Here is a 17,800-nt window from a genome sequence, read left to right on the forward strand (position 1 = left end):
CATGAATACAATAGAATATGAAAAATAAATACAGAATATTAAAAATTGCTATCACAGTAATCCTGCTTGGTTTCCTGCTGAGTTTCTCTTTGAAGAAATTCAGTGGCCAGAAGATTACCGATAATAAGATTTCTGTAAAATTAAGCGAAAAGACTCCGGTATATTTCGTTGATGAAAAAGACATCAGGGATATTGTAAAAAAAGAAAACCCTTCAGGAAAAGTAGGTGATCTGAATATTCCATCCCTCGAAAAAAAGATCAATGCCCTTCCGGCTGTGGATAGTGCCAATGTTTATTTAAATCTAAACGGAAAGCTCAATCTGGATATTAAACAAAGGGTTCCGGTATTCAGGCTGAATAAAGACGGCAGGGATTTTTACGTGGATGAAAAAGGAGTTGAATTTCCCATCTCAAAAACCTATTCGCATCCTTGTATGCTGGTAACAGGAAATGTAAAACCTGACGAATATGAAAAGCTTGCTGAACTGGTTGAAAAGATTGATAAGGATGACTTCAGCAAAAGATACTTTATAGGAATTTCAAAAGTAAAGGATGATTATAATCTTTTGACAAGTGAAGGAAACTATAAAGTAGAAATCGGAGACCTGGATAATATTGAATTCAAAGTAAAAGGTTTTAAAGCGTTTGTTGAGAAATATCTTGTGTATCAGGATCCTCAGAAGTACAATATGATCTCTGTAAAATATCAGAACCAGATTGTAACTACTTTAAATCCTGCTTTTAAAGAAAATGACAGTATTTTAACTGCAGGACGTAAAGAATTGGCAAAAGCTCCTGCTCCGGCAACGATAAAGAAACCGGAAACTAAAAAACCAGCAGAGATAAAAAAGCAAAATTCTGTATCTCAGCCAAAGGAAAATAAAAAGCCAAAAACGACAACCAAACCAAAGGAGACAAAGAAAACAACTGAGAAAAAGGCTACAAAGCCAAAAGCAAAAGTTAAAATAGAATAAAAAATCAAATCGATATAAACAAATGGAAAATCAAGAGTATTCAGTAGGTCTGGACATCGGGACAACAAAGATAGTCGCGATTGTCGGAAGGAGGAATGCACACGGGAAAATAGAAGTTCTCGGTGTAGGAAAGGCCAAAAGTCTTGGGGTTCATAAAGGTATTGTGAATAACATCTCACAAACCATTAATTCAATCAAGGCGGCTGTGTCTGAAGCACAATCCAGTGCAGGAGTTCCTATCCGCAAAGTCACGGTTGGTATTGCAGGAAAACATATCCGTTCTCTGCAACATTCCGATTATATTATGCGAGAGCATCCAGACAAGTTTATTACAGACGACGACATCGAAGCATTGAAAGATCAGGTAAAAAAACTGGTCATGCTACCCGGTGAAGAAATTATTCATGTACTTCCTCAAGAATATAAAGTGGATTCTGAAGGTGAGATACAGGAACCTGTCGGTATGCACGGAAAACGTTTAGAGGCTAATTTCCATGTTGTCGTAGGACAAATGGGCAGTATCAGAAACATTGCAAGATGTGTAAGAGAAGCCGGACTGGAAATGGAAGCCCTTACTTTAGAACCACTGGCATCTTCTGAAGCTGTTCTTACAAAAGAAGAAAAAGAAGCAGGAGTCGCAATCGTAGATATAGGTGGTGGTACTACGGATATTGCTATTTTCAAAGACAATATCATTCGCCATACCTGTGTAATTCCTTACGGTGGAGGAATCATTACAGAAGATATTAAAGAAGGCTGCTCGATTATAGAAAAACATGCAGAACAACTGAAGGTAAAATTCGGATCTGCAGTTCCTGAGCTTGAAAAAGACAGCACTTTTGTAACCATTCCTGGCTTACATGGAAGACCGGACAAAGAAATTTCTCTTAAAACTCTGGCACAGATCATCAACGCGAGAGTTGAAGAAATCCTTGAAATGGTGAACACCGAGCTTAAAGCCTATGGAGCATTCGAACAGAAGAAAAAGCTGATTGCGGGAATCGTTCTTACAGGAGGTGGTTCCAATTTGAAGCACTTACGCCAGCTTGCTAATTATACTACAGGTTTCGACAGCAGAATTGGTTTTGCTAACGAATATATCGCCAATGACAAAAACCAATACCTGAAAGGTCCTGAATTTGCAACATCTATCGGATTACTGATGGAAAGTTTGAAAATCCGTGACAAAAAGCAGACGATCGTAGAAGAAGAAACCGTTCAGGAGAAGCAACAACCGGAAGTAGTATCCAATACAGCTGAAACCCCAACTACCACACAGCAGGCGACTCCTGTTCAGGAGCAGGAAGTGGTAAGAGAGCAACAGGAAAATAAAAAAGCGGCAAGGCTCACATTCGGACAGTCGCTAATGGAAAAAGTAAAAAAATTCTTTGAAGAAGTAGAATAATTATAAAATGATGAATGATAAGCGATACACGGCTATTCCTTATCACTTATCATGAGTCAATTTTAAAAAATATAAGTTATGGAAAATATAGGTACACAAGGGTTTTCATTTGATTTACCAAAAGGAAATTCATCAATCATCAAAGTAATTGGTGTTGGTGGCGGTGGAAACAACGCCCTTAAACACATGTACGAGAAAGGGATTCACGGTGTTGATTTCGTGATCTGTAATACGGATGCTCAGACTTTAGATAATAACCCCGTCTCCAATAAAGTTCAGTTGGGTACTTCCATCACCGAAGGACTTGGAGCAGGTGCTGATCCTGAGGTTGGAGAAAAATCAGCTATTGAAAGTATTGAAGAGATCAAGGCTGCAATGGGACAAAATACCAAGATGGTATTCATTACTGCCGGGATGGGAGGTGGAACCGGAACGGGTGCCGCTCCTGTTATTGCCAAAGTAGCTAAAGATATGGGAATTTTAACGGTAGGTATCGTTACTGTTCCATTCAGCTTCGAGGGGAAGAGAAGGCTTGAGCAGGCAGAAAACGGACTTGATAAATTGAGAAATAATGTTGACTCACTGATTGTCATCAACAACGATAAATTAAGACAGCAATTTGGTAACCTTGGATTCAAGCAAGGCTTCTCAAAGGCCGATGAAGTGTTAACCAATGCAGCAAAAGGTATGGCAGAGGTTATTACCGGTTACTTCGATGTAAACATTGACTTTAGAGATGCTAAATCTGTGCTTCAGAACTCCGGTACTGCATTGATGTCTACAGGTACAGCTTCCGGAGAAAATAAAGCAGAAGAGGCCGTAAGAAAGGCTCTGGATTCCCCATTATTGAATGACAATAAGATTACAGGTGCTAAAAATGTATTACTATTGATCAGAAGTGGTGTAGAAGAAGTTACCATGGATGAAATAGGTATCATCATGGACCACATTCAGAAAGAAGCAGGAAACACCGCGGATATTATTTTCGGGGTTGGAGCGGATGAAGAGCTGGGAGATGCAGTAAGCGTTCTTGTAATTGCTACAGGTTTCTCCAATGAGGATAAAAAATTTGCAGGGCCAACTGAAAAAATAAGAATCGGTTTAAATGACAAACTGGATTCTCACAAAACTTCTCCTTTTAAAACGAGAGAAGAAAGAGAAATGAGCCCTGAAGAAGGCTATACTTTCGGAGGAAAGAACCTTTTCAGACTTGATGATGAAGACCAGGATAATCCTCAGTTTAAGACATCTACTGAAAAAAAAATGATTATTGAGGATGAAGAGGTAAAAACAGAAATAAAGTTCTCTGATAGAGAGCAAGATACGGTAGACAGCCCAATTCAGGACTGGAGAAACGAAGAAGAGGATCAGGATGCTTATAACTTATTTTCTTTCGATGAAGATAACGACCCGAATGACCTGGAAATACAGTCTTTTTCTTTTGAAACAGAAGACAGGAAAGAAGAACCGACTAAAAACTCTTCTGTTCCTTCTTTTTCCGAAGAAAAACCGATTGAATTCAGCTTCTTTGTCAATGAGCCTGTTAATGAGCCAAAAACGGATTATGGACAGCCAAAAGCAGAGTTTACCACTTCAGCCAATACGGTAAGCCAGATTACAGAAGAACCTCTTCAGAAAATGGAAAGTTTCTTCCAGCCAGTGAAAGAAGTTCCGGCCAATGAAAGCAAACCGGTTGTTGAAAATAAAACGGAAACCGAAGCTCCAAAGCCATCAGACAGTGAGTTCACTTTTGTGAACAAAACTATTGACCAGGAGAGAGTGGTTGAAAGAAGAAATAAATTAAAAGAATTCAATTCACGTTATCAGAGTTTTGATAATGTCAATGAGTTCGAATCTGTGCCTGCATTCAAAAGAAAGAATATTTCTATTGACGGGACCAACGCATCAGATCAGAATATAAATACATATTTATCTGATAATAATGGTTCTATGCAAATCAGAGAAAACAGATTTTTAAATAAAGACGTAGACTAAATTTAATTTGAAAATGAAATAATTTGTGAATTTGAAAATTGATCCACTGGAAATTATACATCCATTGCCTTTTACTATTTTCAAATTGTTTCATTCTCAAATTTTCAAATCATAATATATGAGTTTAGAAAATACAATCAGCGAAGCGATAAAAACCGCTATGAGGGAGAAAGACAAAGTGGCTCTGGACTCTCTCCGTGCAGTAAAGTCCCAGATCCTGCTTTTGAAAACAGAAGCCAGAGGAGCAGAAGTTTCAGCAGAACAGGAGATCGCTATTTTACAAAGAATGATAAAACAACGTAAGGATTCTTACGACCAGTTTGCTGCTCAGGGAAGAACGGATCTCGCAGACGTCGAAGAAGCCCAGATGAAGGTCATCGAAAAATTCTTACCTCAACAGCTTACTGCTGAAGAGCTGGAAACAGAAATTAAAAATATCATTTCACAGACCGGCGCTGAATCTATAAAGGATTTAGGAAAGGTAATGGGAATGGCATCAAAAGCGTTAGCCGGTAAATCTGACGGAAAAAGCATTTCCGAGATGGCTAAAAAGCTGCTTTCTTAAAGGGTATTTGGTCTTCAATCCGGACACAGATCCAGAGTAAGATCATTGAACCCGTTTACTAAGGATATTCAACCTTTGCATATCGATTTGATTAATGAAGCCCGAAATTAATTTCGGGCTTCATTTTATGCATTAAGATGCTTGAGGTGTCTGTGAATTACAGACTTAACTAATTGCATCTTTTAAGTCGAGGGAATGACGTAAAAAATGCCTTTTCATGGTTGGTTGTTTTTAGAATCATTTCAAATTTAATAATTATTTTTCATTATTCATTGCTTTTATTTACATTTCTTCAAATATTGTTGAAATATTTACATATCACCGTGTTACATATCATGCACTTTTCCTAATGCGTCAATAGTTTTTATAAATTGATGAAACATAAATAATTTTTTACCTTTGTACAGATTTAAAAAAACAAAAAATGTATCCAACAGATTTAGTAATGCCTATGAAGGCTGAACTTACAGATAAAGGCTTTGAAGACTTGACAACAACTTCTCAGGTACAAGAAGCATTAAAGCAATCAGGAACTACCCTATTAGTGATCAATTCAGTATGTGGGTGTGCTGCAGGAGCTGCAAGACCGGGAGTTGTTTACTCTTTGACCGGAGATAAAAAACCCGATCACTTGACAACCGTATTTGCAGGATATGATACTGAAGCTGTTTCAGAAGCGAGAAAACATTTAGCTCCGTTTCCTCCAAGCTCACCTTGCGTAGCTCTTTTCAAAGATGGAGAATTGGTTCACATGCTGGAAAGACACCACATTGAAGGAAATCCTGCAGGAGCAATTGCTGCAAACCTTCAGGCAGCTTACGACGAATATTGCTAGAAAACAATATATCCAGATAATCAACCGTTACAATATTTGTAACGGTTTTTTATTTTAAGCCATAAAAAATTCTCTGAAAAATCAAATATCATTATATTTGTTGAAATGGCAACGAAAGCACTTTTCAATACTGTGGTGAATTGGTTTATCCGTCAAAGGATAGACCAGATCCAGAATTTCATGAATCATCCGATTGAAACACAGAAAGGGATACTATTTTCCCAGTTGTTTCATGCCGAGGATACAGAATATGGGAAGAAGTATGGTTTTAATTCTATTTCGAGTTACCAGGATTTTAAAAATAAAGTTCCTATTGTTACCTATGAAGATTTCGAACCTTATATCGAGAGAGCACGACAAGGTTATAAAGATGTAAGCTGGCCTGGCTATATCAAACATTTTGCAAAGTCCTCAGGAACCACGAACGCTAAAAGCAAATTCATTCCCATCTCTGCCGAGAGCCTGGAATATTGCCATATGAAAGCCGGAAAAGACATGGTATCAATTTATGCCAATAACCATCCGGAAAATCAGCTTTTTACGAATAAAAATTTACGTCTGGGAGGCAGCTCCGAACTCTATGCCGATTTTAACACAAAATTCGGGGACCTTTCTGCTATCCTTATTGACAATCTTCCTTTTTGGGTAGAGATTACAACAACCCCCAGCAAAAAGGTATCACTCATGTCCGAGTGGGAGAGTAAACTGAGAGCCATTATATCTGAGGTTAAAAATGAAGATGTCGGAAGTTTACTGGGGGTTCCAAGCTGGATGCTTGTTTTACTCCAGAGGGTTCTGAAAGAAACGGATGTTCAGAATATCTCTGAGCTCTGGCCTAATCTGGAAGTCTTTTTTCACGGCGGAATAAGTTTTAAGCCCTACAGGGAGCAATACAGCCAGATCATCGGAAAAAACATCAATTACTACGAAATTTACAATGCCTCAGAAGGCTTCTTTGGTATTCAGGACAGATCAAATAGTGACGAAATGCTTTTGATGCTGGATTATGGTATTTTCTACGAATTCATTCCTATGGATAAATTCCATTTCTCGAATCCACCAGTTGTAAGCCTTGAGGATGTTGAAGTCGGAAAAAATTATGCGATGGTCATTACCACCAATGGAGGATTATGGAGGTATCTCATCGGTGATACGGTTGTCTTTACATCCGTTAATCCGTTCAGGGTAAAAATTTCAGGAAGAACCAAACATTATATTAATGCTTTTGGAGAAGAATTAATGATCACCAATGTGGAGCTTGCACTTACAAAAGCCTGTGAACAGACAAATGCAGCCATTACAGATTTTACAGGAGCTCCTGTTTTCATGAAAGAAAATGAAAGTGGTGCTCATGAATGGATTTTTGAATTCAGTAAAAAGCCGGACGATCTCGACTGTTTTATCAATGCTTTCGATGAGTGCCTGAAGGCAATTAATTCGGATTATGAAGCGAAGAGGTACAATAATATTACATTAAAAAAACCCATTGTTCATATAGCCAAACCCAATTTGTTCTATTCGTGGCTGGAGTCCAAAGGAAAGCTCGGGGGACAAAACAAGGTACCAAGACTCAGCAATGACCGGGAATATATAGACCCTTTATTAGAACTCAATAAGAATTAATAAAAAAACCGCAGTTTTTACTGCGGTTCTTTTTTATTTGCTTTTCAGATCTTCTTTTAATTTTTTAGCTCCCTCTTCTACTTTTCCGGCGCCTTTAGCTGCAGCATCCTTTACATCCTGTCCAAGCTCCTTCGCCCCTGCCTTAATATCTTTTCCAGCTTCATTAAGGTCTGCTTTTGCCTTATGCGCTGCATTATCTATTTTATCTCCGGTAGCATCCACTTTAGCTTTAACGTCTTCTTTTGCCTTATTAATTTTAGTAGTATCTACGATATCTGCCGGACTTTGCGTCACTGTAGTGCTGGTTGTTGTAATAGATCCGTCCGGATTTTCAACCTGCTCAGTTTTTGTTGTCGATTTGGTGCAGGAAACGACCAATCCGGCTACCATAAGTGCTGTTACAATTTGTTTTTTCATATTGATATTTTTTAAGAATGTATTCAAATTTATGAAAACTTCCGTATAGTTTTCATTGTTCAGGGAGAAGTTTTTCCTGCTTCCTCTTTCGCCTTTCCTTCTTTTTCCTTATTCTTTTTCTCCTCTTCCTGTTTCTTTTTGTTTTCTTTTTCCAGCTCCTGTTTAATACGTTGCTCTTCCTTTTGGATTCTAAGAGCCTCTTTTAAAGAATCCTGATACTTCTGGGAAGACATTCTGATCTTTCTTGCAATATCTACGGATATGGCACCATTAGAAAAGGAATCTATGGCAGTTGTATCATAATCCACTTTCGTCACCTGATCCGTCTCTACACGAACAGGTTCTCTTTTAGAACAGGAAGTAATCAGAATAGAAAAAACCGCTGCTAAAAAAAATACATTTTTCATGGAACTAATTTAACAGAAATTCCGCAATTACAGGATAGTGATCTGATAATTTTACGGACTGATCTATTTTATAGCTTATGGGTCTTATGTCTTTAGAGGTGAAAATATAATCGATTCTCAAAGGAACTTTATAATCATGAAAACTGGTAGAAATACCATTCCCGACTGTTAAAAAAGCATCATCCAGATTTTTCCCAAGATTATAATATTCATAAGAATTAGGCACGGAATTAAAGTCACCCGCAAGTATAACCGGATAAGGAGAAAAGTCGATTGCTTTTCTGATCTTTTTTATCTGATCTTCATGAGCCCTGAATGTGGGTGTCATGTGAGAAAGAAGAAGATGGAGTTTATTAGATCCTTTTCCAAGACTATTAAAATCAAACATCGATTTGTTCAGACGGAATGGTTCAAGATATACATTTACTATTCGTATGATTTTTCCATTAATATCAATATCCGCATAAAAAGAATTTCCTCTTGATTTATCTTCAATTAACTCTTCCTGTCTTACAATTTTATGTTTTGTCTTCAGGCTCACTACCGGATACTTAATCATATCTTTTCGTATTGCCCGGTTTGTATCTTTTTCCTGAACAAGAATAATATCAGCATTCTGATCCTTGATATATTTTGATACTTTATCCCAGCCAAACTCACCATACTTCACATTGAATGTCAATATTTTAACATCCCGTATTGATTTATAGTTTTCAGTTTTAGGAGAAAAGTTCACCCATCGTCTTATGGGATTATAAAAAACAAAAGTGCTTAACAGAAAAACAATGGCGATTTTATTTCTTTTAACGATCCAGACCAGCGTTAATAAAATATGTAATAAAATTAAATAGGGAAACCCTAATGAAAGAAGATTCAAGCCCCCAATAATGTTAGGCGGTATCCATGCATTCCCTAAGGTGCACAGTAATAATACGATAATTGCAATATGCAAAAACAACAATATCTGGTTCGGCTTCATGAAAAAAACGGTCTAGTCTTTTTTTAATCAAAAATCCTACCAATATGAAAAGCTTTAACGTATTTTATGAATATTATTTTTTTAATTTGAAAGTTGCAACCACCGGATAATGATCTGAAATTCTGACAGAACGGTCAACTTTATAACTTAGAGGTTGTATGGATTCCGATGTAAAAACGTAGTCGATTCGTATCGGGAATTTGTAGTCATGAAAGCTGGTAGCACTTCCTCTACCTGCTTCTACAAAGGCATCTTTTAACCCTTTTCCAAGATGGTAATACTCGTAAGAGTTAGGCACAGAATTGAAGTCACCTACTAATATTACCGGATAAGGAGACTCATCAATCCCTTTTCTTACCGCAGCAACCTGATCCTGGTGCATTTTGAAAGTCGGGATCAGCCTTTTAACGATATCTTTCAGCTTTTGTTCATCTTCATCACTATTTCCCTTAAGCTTTACCATGCTTTTTTCAAATTTAAAAGGCTGAAGGTATACATTGATAAAACGATACGTATTTCCTTTAATCTCAATATCCGTCTGATTGGCGTAGGCGTTATTGGTCTCTGAATTACTCTCAATAAGTTCTTTCTGATCAATGATCTTATATTTTGAAGAGATTGAGACAATAACATCTCCTCTTCCTTTTCCCATTCCTTTAAAATTGTAATCCCGAACATGTTCTTGTAACAGAACCACATCCGCATTTTGAGAATCTACATAATCTTCAATATTTTTAATCCCCATCGTTCCTCCTTTTGCATTTAATGAGATGATTTTCAGATCAGATGTCTCCTTTTTTTCAGCAGAATAGTTGACCCATCTCTTAACAGGGTTCAAAAAAAGCAGTCCCAATGCAGCAAATACTATAGCCCTTTTTTTCCAGGCGAAAACCCAGAAAACAGTTAGAAATACATAAGCAGTGATTAAAACAGGAAAACCTAATGATAAAAGATTAAACCATGGATATATTCTAGGAGGTACATAAGCATTCATTAATGTTCCCAACAAAAGAAACAAGATTCCCAGATGTACAATTAAAAATATTAGGCGAACAACTTTCACAGGATAGTATTAACGGAATCTATACAAATGCTTTTTCCATAGTAAAGCCAGGAGAAAGCCTACAATAGCCCCTCCCACGTGCGCAAAATGGGCAATACCTCCTACATTTCCTGAAACCCCTAAGTAAATTGAAATAACAAGTAGTATGGGTAAAAGGTATTTAACTTTAACAGGAACCGGAATAAACATAATCCCGATCTTTGAATCCGGATAAAGGGTAGCAAAAGCAGCAATAACTCCAAATATGGCTCCCGAAGCACCGACCATAGGAGTCCTTAGTGCATTATAAAGACTTTGGGAAAGCTCCTTTCCTTCTTCTGTCGTAGCACTTATATTCATGTCTCCTGTATATCCTATTGCCGCTTTCTTATAAATTTCAGCCGCATTTAAGCCTAAGCTTTCCAGGCTGGAGGTAATCTGCTGAATTTCTATAAAATTCCAAAGATTGAATAAGAAAAATGCACCCAAACCACTTACAAAATAGAGGATCAGATACTTTCTTTCACCTAAAGACTGTTCCAATATAGGCCCAAAACTCCACAAAGTCAGCATATTAAATAAAATATGCATCAATCCTCCGTGCATAAACATATGGGTTATGATCTGCCAGGACCTAAAGTTGGGAGAAAAAGGATAATACGCAGAAAGTGTATTATACAGTTGTGGAAAAATATAGGATATAATAAATACAACAATATTTATTATAATTATATTTCTTGTAATCGGTGGTATATTGTTAAACATTTTTAAAATTTGTTTTTAAAATCATTGAAAGGAACTTCATAAAAGCATCGTTTCCCGTTAGGTAAAAACTCAGGAAAACCTAATGCCGTAAAGTCCTTGATCAATTGTTCAGCATCCTTTTTATAAATAAAGTCAAATCTGGATTTAGACTGCATCTTCGTCCATTGATTCTGATAATACTGGTTGAATTCCTCATCTGTTTTATAATCCAGGATCTCAAACAGGTCTTCAAGAAACTTCATAACCTGAGTCTCTTTTAACCCCTCAGGCACCGCATCTATCCTCAATACACTTTCGTGGGCCACTTTCATGTCGAATCCCAGCTCAGGAAGATATTTTTTGATTGATTTATATTTTGTTTTCTCAATCTCGTTCATATGATACTCCAAAGAGAAAAGAAGTGCATGACTGTTTATGGTTCCTTTTTTTGTCGGCTTATTATTTTCTGAAACAAAAAGCCTGTGCATTCTTCCCAGATCAAGCATCAGGGTTCTGTCCCCTTTATTGAACAGCCAATACCCGTTGGGAAGCCTCATCAGATCTTCATCAAAATCTTCATCCTCAAAAAGGTTTATTTTGGAAGGTTCCGCAGATATATTCTGATGGTACATTTCTGCAAGATTCTGAATTTCAGCCTGCCTTACACCTCTTTCTTCCAAAAACGGATTATAATCCTTATCGACCACAATTTCCGGCATCTTTATAACCCCTCCGCTATTTGTCTTTCCCGGGAAGGTTTTTTGCATCAGCTCATCAAGCTGTGGGTCTTTCTCAAAATCAAGACTTGGAGCCACATTGTAAATTCCGAGAGATCTTTTTATTGTAGAACGGATCAGTGCAAAAATAAGATGCTCATCCTCAAATTTCACTTCTGTCTTTTGCGGATGAATATTAACGTCTATTTTTTCGGGATCCAGCTCTAAAAAGAGAAAGAAGGTAGGAATATAGCCAGGCAAAAGCAGTCCTTCGAATGCTTCCTGAACCGCTTTATTAAAATAAGGGCTCTTAAAGAATCTTCCGTTAACAAAAATAAATTGTTCCCCTCTTGTCTTTTTTGCCCCTTCAGGCTTGGCAACAAAACCATGCAGTTTACACCATATAATATCTTCCTTGATCGGAATAAGCTGTGGTTGCAACTTTCGTCCGAAGATATCTACGATCCTCTGCATCTGGCTTCCTTTTCTTAAGCGGAAAACCGGTTCATCATCATGGAATAATGAAAATTCCAAATTTTCATGGGCCAAAGCAACCCTTTGGAATTCATCAATAACATGTCTGAATTCAATATTATTATTTTTAAGGAATTTTCTTCTTGCAGGAACATTAAAGAAAAGATTTTTCACCAAAAAATTAGAGCCTTCTGAAGTTTGCACAGGATCCTGAAACTGGAAAACTCCACCTTCAATGTAAATATTGGTTCCTATTTTGGCATCTTTTTGTTTGGTTCTGAGTTCTACTTGGGAGACAGCTGCAATAGAAGCTAATGCTTCTCCACGAAATCCCTTTGTCGCAATTCTGAAAATATCTTCCGTCCCTCTGATTTTTGAAGTAGCATGTCTTTCAAACGCCATTCTGGCATCCGTTTCGGACATTCCTTTTCCATCATCAACAACTTGTATCAGATTTTTTCCGGCGTCCCTTACGATCAGTTCAATTTTAGAAGCCTCTGCATCGATAGCATTCTCCAATAATTCTTTCACAATGGACGCAGGTCTCTGCACCACTTCTCCCGCCGCAATTTGGTTGGCTACATGATCCGGTAAAAGCTGAATAATATCTGACATAAAAAACGTTAAATCAACTTACAAAAATAGTCAATGAAAATGGGAATAAAAACAATAAAAACGCGAATTAAAATTTTATTATCAATATGCAAAAATTCTGCCTTTTATGATTTATATAATAATCCCTTTATTTTTCATCCTTCTAAAAAATACAATCCCCTAAATGTACGACACAAATAGAGGATTGATTCACAGCTTGTTTACACAAAATTAATACTGATAGTTTCTTTATTTATTCTTGTATTTTAATCATCAAATACAAGTCTTCTTTTTTCTTTGGTTTTAGATTTTCCATGGATCTTATCATACAGGTTGGCCAGAAGGCTGGGCTTTTTATAGATCTTACTGTATCTGTACCGCGTGTTAAAGTGGCGGACATGGATCGTATAGAAATCATACCCAATAACTACTAATAAACATATACTGATTACATAAAACACTCTGAATTCCAGATAATAATAGGTTAATCCTGAGAACACAGCTCCTAATACATAAGCCAGCATGATACTCGAAAGCAGTTTTGCCCTTGCAATCAGTTCCGGATTTCTCCTGTACTTTTTTTGGGTAAACATAGACGCCAGGATTCCAAGGTCGGTAGTGGTACCGGTAAGGTGTGTTGTTTTTACCGAGAAATTGGAAATACTTGCCGTTAACCCATTCTGTAAACCGGTTGCAAAAAGCATAAGGGCAACCAGATACTCTGTTTCTTCTACTGTTTTCCTGTAGAAAACCTGTCCGTAGATCCCTACAAAAAGCAAACACATAATTTCCAGCACAATAGGCATCGCATGGGCAAAGTATTTACTTTTTTTATTAAAATTAATAACGAAGAAGTTCGCTACAAAACTTCCGAAAAAGAAAAGGAATATCCATGCACCAACCACTGCCACCTGCGTCCAGTTTCCTTTACTGATCTCTGCAGCAAAAATGGCATAGTGTCCTGTTACGTTTGAGGTAAAAGAGAGAAAAATTAAGAGAGATGCTATATTTATAGTTCCCGCCGTAAAGGCCGTCAGCGTCCCCAACCTGATGTTGTCTCCCAATGTCCTGCTGTTACTATAATTTCTTAACATTTTTATTAATTTAAATAATTGAATTGTGTGTTTTTTTTAGACCTCGACAAAAATCTCAGCAAGTCTTCCTCTTTCCGGAAGGCTCTCAGAAATCTCAAGAGTAATCTCATGCGATTCAAGATCTTTGCATTTTTTGATGTACGGAATGATGTCGAACTTCCCCTTCCCTTTACTTTTAATCGATGGCGAATAATAAGCCTCGTCAATTTTTTCTGTTATTATGTAATTATTAAATGTTCTTTGAAAACTTCCTGTGAAAATATCGCAGTTCATTTTATTAATCAGGTGAGGATATTTGTTTTTTATGATGCTGAATGCGTCACAAAATTCATGGGATCTTATTTTACCGAATATGGTACTCTTCGTCGTGAATAAAAGATCTCTGATAGAATCTCCCATGTCATATCCTGATACGAATATGATGTTATATTTTGTTTCGTCATGTTTCCCGTCTTTTTCCTTCAGTACTTTTTTTAATATATTTAATGACTCAAGGGAGTAATCGGTGGCAATTAAAATTGTTTTGGTCATATCTTCGATTTTAGTGTTTTATCTGATTTTGATAATACAAAACTATAGTGACCAAATTAGAGGATCTTTGGAATGGAATTAAAATGTCATTAAAGAGATTAAAATGAGATTAGAAAATTGTTAAGAGAATTTAATATGGAGAGGTGAATGGGTAAAAAAGATTGAATAATAGAATTTCAACCTATTCATTTACAGAACAAAATATATTAAGCCATCCCCCTCGACTCCAAAAGAATCTTACGATCTTTCAAGTTTAAGATTTCGCCCCCAATCCCTGGTTTTCTGCCTGCATCACATAGAAATTAGGAAAACGAAGCTGGACGGTAGTCCCCTGATTTTCATGGGAGCTTACAATCAGTTCTCCGTGATGCATTCTTACAATATTTCTTGCCAGTGGTAAGCCGATTCCATAGCCCTCATAGTTTTTCGTGTTAGAGGCTCTGAAGAACGGGTCGTAGATTTTATTCATTTCTTCCTGAGGAATTCCGATACCATTATCCTTTATAATAATATAAACATCGGTATCCGTGGCGCCTAAAGAAACCTTTACCTGCTGGAAATTGGAATATTTACACCCGTTATTGATGATATTGGCTACAGCAAGATGCAACAATTGCTCATTACCCTGAACTTTCAGCTTCTTTGGATTTTCCGGCAACATGCTGATATCCAAATAAATATTATTCCTCGTATCAATCCTTCTAAGGGTTTCAATAACATCCCAAAGGAGCTGATCGATCCTTACTTTATCTATCTTTTGGATCTTACCATCAAATCCGGTTTGAGCAATCATAAGCAAGGCTTTGATTTTCTTATCCAGTTTTTCGGCTTCATCGAGAATGATCTCCAGTGTTTCTTTATATTCTTCGGCGGTTCTGTTGATTGAGAGAGCAACATCTGCTTCTCCCATAATAGAAGTAAGCGGAGTTCTCAATTCATGTGAAACATTTCCGATCAGATGATTCTGGGTTTCAAATGAAGTTTCAATCCGGTTGAGCATATCATTGAAAGTATCTGCCAGTTCATTCAATTCTTTATTATCGGGATGGGACTCCAATCTTAAGTGAAGATTCTCCGAACTGATCTCTTTTACTTTCCCCGTAATTTTTAAAATAGGTTTGAATAAATTTTTGGATAAATAAAAAGAAAAGATCATGCTGAAGAACAAAGAAAGGATAATACAGGTAACCAATGTCCTCTTAAGGAATCCCAGATAATAAATCAGGTAATGGTTTTTCGCAGAAGCTATTGCTATATAATCTTTATCATGAAATCTGAATGACTGTCCTATATAATAAAACTCTTTATCATTATAATTATCCTCCCCTTTTTTCATGATGTTCTTGAAAAAGGTATCCGGAATATGAACTTCCTGGGATATCTTCCTGAAATTGGAATCTGCAGGAACCATAAATACATAGTCCTTTTCCATGGGAAGCTCTTCGTCATTCAGGCTGTTCAGGATGTAGTTTTCCGGAAGGTCCAGATGTTCTTTTCCTTTTTCGATTTGTACTATCGTTGTTGTCCGGATTTTAAGCAATTCATAAAACCTCTGATGTGAAAAATTGACAATAGAGAAGTACACCAGCCCTCCAAACAGTAATATAATGGTAGTAAAAACCACCATTAAAAGTATCATTGTTTTGGTTTGGGTAGTAACAACTTTATTAAACATCCTAAGGTTTTTTTAAAACATATCCCATCCCGATTACCGTGTGAATCAGCTTTTGATCATCCTGGTTGTCGAGCTTTTTCCTAAGATAATTAACGTATACATCTACCACATTAGTCCCCAGCTCATAGTTCACGCCCCACACGGCGTCCAGAATTTCTGCCCGGGAAATTACTTTTTCTGTATTATTCAGAAAATACATCAACAGCTTATATTCTGTGGAAGTAAGGGAAACTTCTTCTCCTGCACGGGTTACCTTTTTAGTATAATCATTCACGATCAGATCGGAAACCTGATAAATATATTCACTATCCGCATCCGGTTCTACCGCTTCTTGGGTCGCGGTATTATTAACGCTTCTTCTCAGCAGGGATTTTACCCGGGCAACGAGTTCTATAAATTTAAAAGGTTTTACCAGATAATCATCTCCGCCACTCTCCAGGCCAAGGACAATATTCTCGGAGGTTCCCAAGGCAGTCAGAAAAAGAATAGGAACATGCTGATTGGTCTTTCTTATTTCCTTACAGACATCAAGCCCATTCATTTCGGGCAGCATAATATCCAAAATTACCAGATCAAAATCATTGGCTTCTACCAGCTGTACTCCTGTACGTCCGTCAAAAGCTACAGAAATCTCATAGCCTTTTTCCTGAAGTCCCTTTTTTATAAAAGATACTACACTGGTTTCGTCTTCGATCAGAATAATTTTTTTCATAAGTAACGAATTTCACAAAAATAGCAAAAAGATAGGAAACGGAAGGAATGCATGAATCATGAGTTTTTCAATGAAATAATGGTAAAGTTGGTGAAAACTATAGAGAATAATATTACATTTGCTGTGATAAGCAACTAATGAAAAAAGTTTAGGTTAAATTTTTAAAGTATGAATGATTTTTTAATAGGAATAGGCAAAAGATTAAAAGATATTAGAAAGAAAAATAATTTAACCATCAACGAGCTGGCCTTTAAAGCCAATGTAAGCAATGGACTTGTGTCCAGGATTGAAAATGGGAGAACAATTCCTTCTCTTCCGGTTTTGTTGGACCTCATCCAGTCTTTGGAAATCGATGCCAGTTTTTTCTTCGAAGGCGTTGAAAAAAAATCAAATGCCAAATTCATCTATCTTCCTAAAGACAGTCAGCAACTTATAGAAAAAGAAGTAGAAGCGGAAGGCTTTAAATATGTGCATATTTTCAGTAAAAGTCTTCATTCTCTGGGCTTTGAAGCGGTTTTATTAACCCTTGAACCTAATTCCAAAAGGGAAAAAGTAATTACGGATGCCTGGGAATTCAAGTATATCCTGAAAGGAGAAGTAAAATACCTCATCGATAATGAAGAAGTCATTCTACATGAAGGTGATTCTCTATATTTTAACGGGAAGTTACCTCACGTTCCTGTAAGTATAAGCAATGAAAGCTGTATTATGCTGGTCCTTTATTTTTACTCAGATAAGTAAACCACTTATTTTTCCGGCTCATATCCGGAGTTAATTAAAATCCGTTTTTCCATTAAAAAGTTTACAAATATTCAACTTTTACTTTTTACGGCTCCAATAAAATGAATACAAAATGAACTTATTTTCCTTTCATGTGTATTCACATTTTGAGATACTTTCTTTAAAAAAAACAACCAAACCCTCTGTTTTACAGCACTAATTATCAATTAATCTTATTTTTTAACGACAATCTTACGTAATACACCCTTAACAATATGGCATTATTTGTTAATCATTA

The 17,800-nt window shown here is 36.7% G+C and carries 17 protein-coding genes; 7 read left to right on the plus strand and 10 right to left on the minus strand.

The window, feature by feature from the left end:
- Window positions 1-17: 17 nt before the first annotated feature.
- The 6 genes from MTQ00_RS15535 to MTQ00_RS15560 all read left to right on the plus strand — a co-directional run bounded on the left by MTQ00_RS15535 (window position 18) and on the right by MTQ00_RS15560 (window position 7,397).
- Window positions 18-974: a cell division protein FtsQ/DivIB gene (locus tag MTQ00_RS15535; RefSeq protein WP_273650207.1), complete on the plus strand. Its 957-nt coding sequence runs from the start codon at window positions 18-20 to the stop codon at window positions 972-974.
- 22 nt (window positions 975-996) lie between these two features.
- The gene (gene ftsA / locus MTQ00_RS15540; protein WP_273650208.1) at window positions 997-2,379 is read left to right on the plus strand and encodes a cell division protein FtsA; all 1,383 of its coding nucleotides are present in this window, start codon (window positions 997-999) and stop codon (window positions 2,377-2,379) included.
- Between the two features lie 78 nt (window positions 2,380-2,457).
- Entirely contained in the window at window positions 2,458-4,374 is a 1,917-nt protein-coding gene (gene ftsZ / locus MTQ00_RS15545) for a cell division protein FtsZ (protein ID WP_273650209.1), read from the plus strand.
- 118 nt (window positions 4,375-4,492) lie between these two features.
- Window positions 4,493-4,939 carry a GatB/YqeY domain-containing protein gene (locus tag MTQ00_RS15550; RefSeq protein ID WP_172281554.1) on the plus strand — a complete coding sequence of 149 codons (447 nt, stop codon included), beginning with the start codon at window positions 4,493-4,495 and terminating at the stop codon, window positions 4,937-4,939.
- A 424-nt stretch (window positions 4,940-5,363) separates the two neighbouring features.
- Complete coding sequence (locus tag MTQ00_RS15555; protein ID WP_172281556.1) at window positions 5,364-5,774, plus strand: BrxA/BrxB family bacilliredoxin; 411 nt, start codon at window positions 5,364-5,366, stop codon at window positions 5,772-5,774.
- A gap of 105 nt (window positions 5,775-5,879) precedes the next feature.
- On the plus strand, window positions 5,880-7,397 hold the full coding sequence (locus MTQ00_RS15560; protein WP_172281558.1) for a GH3 auxin-responsive promoter family protein: 1,518 nt from the start codon (window positions 5,880-5,882) through the stop codon (window positions 7,395-7,397).
- 33 nt (window positions 7,398-7,430) lie between these two features.
- Here the strand turns inward: MTQ00_RS15560 and MTQ00_RS15565 are convergent, their stop codons facing one another.
- From MTQ00_RS15565 to MTQ00_RS15610, 10 genes are all read right to left on the minus strand, one after another.
- Window positions 7,431-7,814, minus strand: a complete 384-nt coding sequence (locus tag MTQ00_RS15565; RefSeq protein WP_172281559.1) for a hypothetical protein — start codon at window positions 7,812-7,814, stop codon at window positions 7,431-7,433.
- Between the two features lie 59 nt (window positions 7,815-7,873).
- Window positions 7,874-8,221 carry a hypothetical protein gene (locus MTQ00_RS15570; RefSeq protein WP_172281561.1) on the minus strand — a complete coding sequence of 116 codons (348 nt, stop codon included), beginning with the start codon at window positions 8,219-8,221 and terminating at the stop codon, window positions 7,874-7,876.
- A 4-nt stretch (window positions 8,222-8,225) separates the two neighbouring features.
- The gene (locus MTQ00_RS15575; protein ID WP_172281562.1) at window positions 8,226-9,200 is read right to left on the minus strand and encodes an endonuclease/exonuclease/phosphatase family protein; all 975 of its coding nucleotides are present in this window, start codon (window positions 9,198-9,200) and stop codon (window positions 8,226-8,228) included.
- 73 nt (window positions 9,201-9,273) lie between these two features.
- Complete coding sequence (locus MTQ00_RS15580; RefSeq protein ID WP_273650210.1) at window positions 9,274-10,194, minus strand: endonuclease/exonuclease/phosphatase family protein; 921 nt, start codon at window positions 10,192-10,194, stop codon at window positions 9,274-9,276.
- A 78-nt stretch (window positions 10,195-10,272) separates the two neighbouring features.
- On the minus strand, window positions 10,273-11,007 hold the full coding sequence (locus MTQ00_RS15585; RefSeq protein WP_273650211.1) for a rhomboid family intramembrane serine protease: 735 nt from the start codon (window positions 11,005-11,007) through the stop codon (window positions 10,273-10,275).
- A gap of 2 nt (window positions 11,008-11,009) precedes the next feature.
- The gene (gene mutL / locus MTQ00_RS15590; protein ID WP_172281568.1) at window positions 11,010-12,791 is read right to left on the minus strand and encodes a DNA mismatch repair endonuclease MutL; all 1,782 of its coding nucleotides are present in this window, start codon (window positions 12,789-12,791) and stop codon (window positions 11,010-11,012) included.
- Between the two features lie 245 nt (window positions 12,792-13,036).
- A complete protein-coding gene (locus MTQ00_RS15595; RefSeq protein ID WP_172281570.1) occupies window positions 13,037-13,864 on the minus strand; it encodes a YoaK family protein in 828 nt (275 codons plus the stop codon).
- A gap of 36 nt (window positions 13,865-13,900) precedes the next feature.
- Window positions 13,901-14,395, minus strand: a complete 495-nt coding sequence (locus MTQ00_RS15600) for a hypothetical protein (RefSeq protein ID WP_273650212.1) — start codon at window positions 14,393-14,395, stop codon at window positions 13,901-13,903.
- 253 nt (window positions 14,396-14,648) lie between these two features.
- Window positions 14,649-16,070: a sensor histidine kinase gene (locus tag MTQ00_RS15605; protein ID WP_172281573.1), complete on the minus strand. Its 1,422-nt coding sequence runs from the start codon at window positions 16,068-16,070 to the stop codon at window positions 14,649-14,651.
- Between the two features lies 1 nt (window position 16,071).
- Window positions 16,072-16,782 (minus strand): response regulator transcription factor, encoded by a 711-nt coding sequence (locus MTQ00_RS15610; protein WP_172281575.1) that lies wholly within the window; start codon window positions 16,780-16,782, stop codon window positions 16,072-16,074.
- 168 nt (window positions 16,783-16,950) lie between these two features.
- On the opposite strand from MTQ00_RS15610, the gene MTQ00_RS15615 reads away from it, so the two are divergent.
- Window positions 16,951-17,523, plus strand: a complete 573-nt coding sequence (locus tag MTQ00_RS15615; RefSeq protein ID WP_172281576.1) for a helix-turn-helix domain-containing protein — start codon at window positions 16,951-16,953, stop codon at window positions 17,521-17,523.
- The last annotated feature ends 277 nt before the right edge of the window (window positions 17,524-17,800 follow it).

The sequence above is a fragment of the Chryseobacterium sp. B21-037 genome (genome assembly GCF_028570785.1).
GTDB lineage: Bacteria > Bacteroidota > Bacteroidia > Flavobacteriales > Weeksellaceae > Chryseobacterium > Chryseobacterium proteolyticum.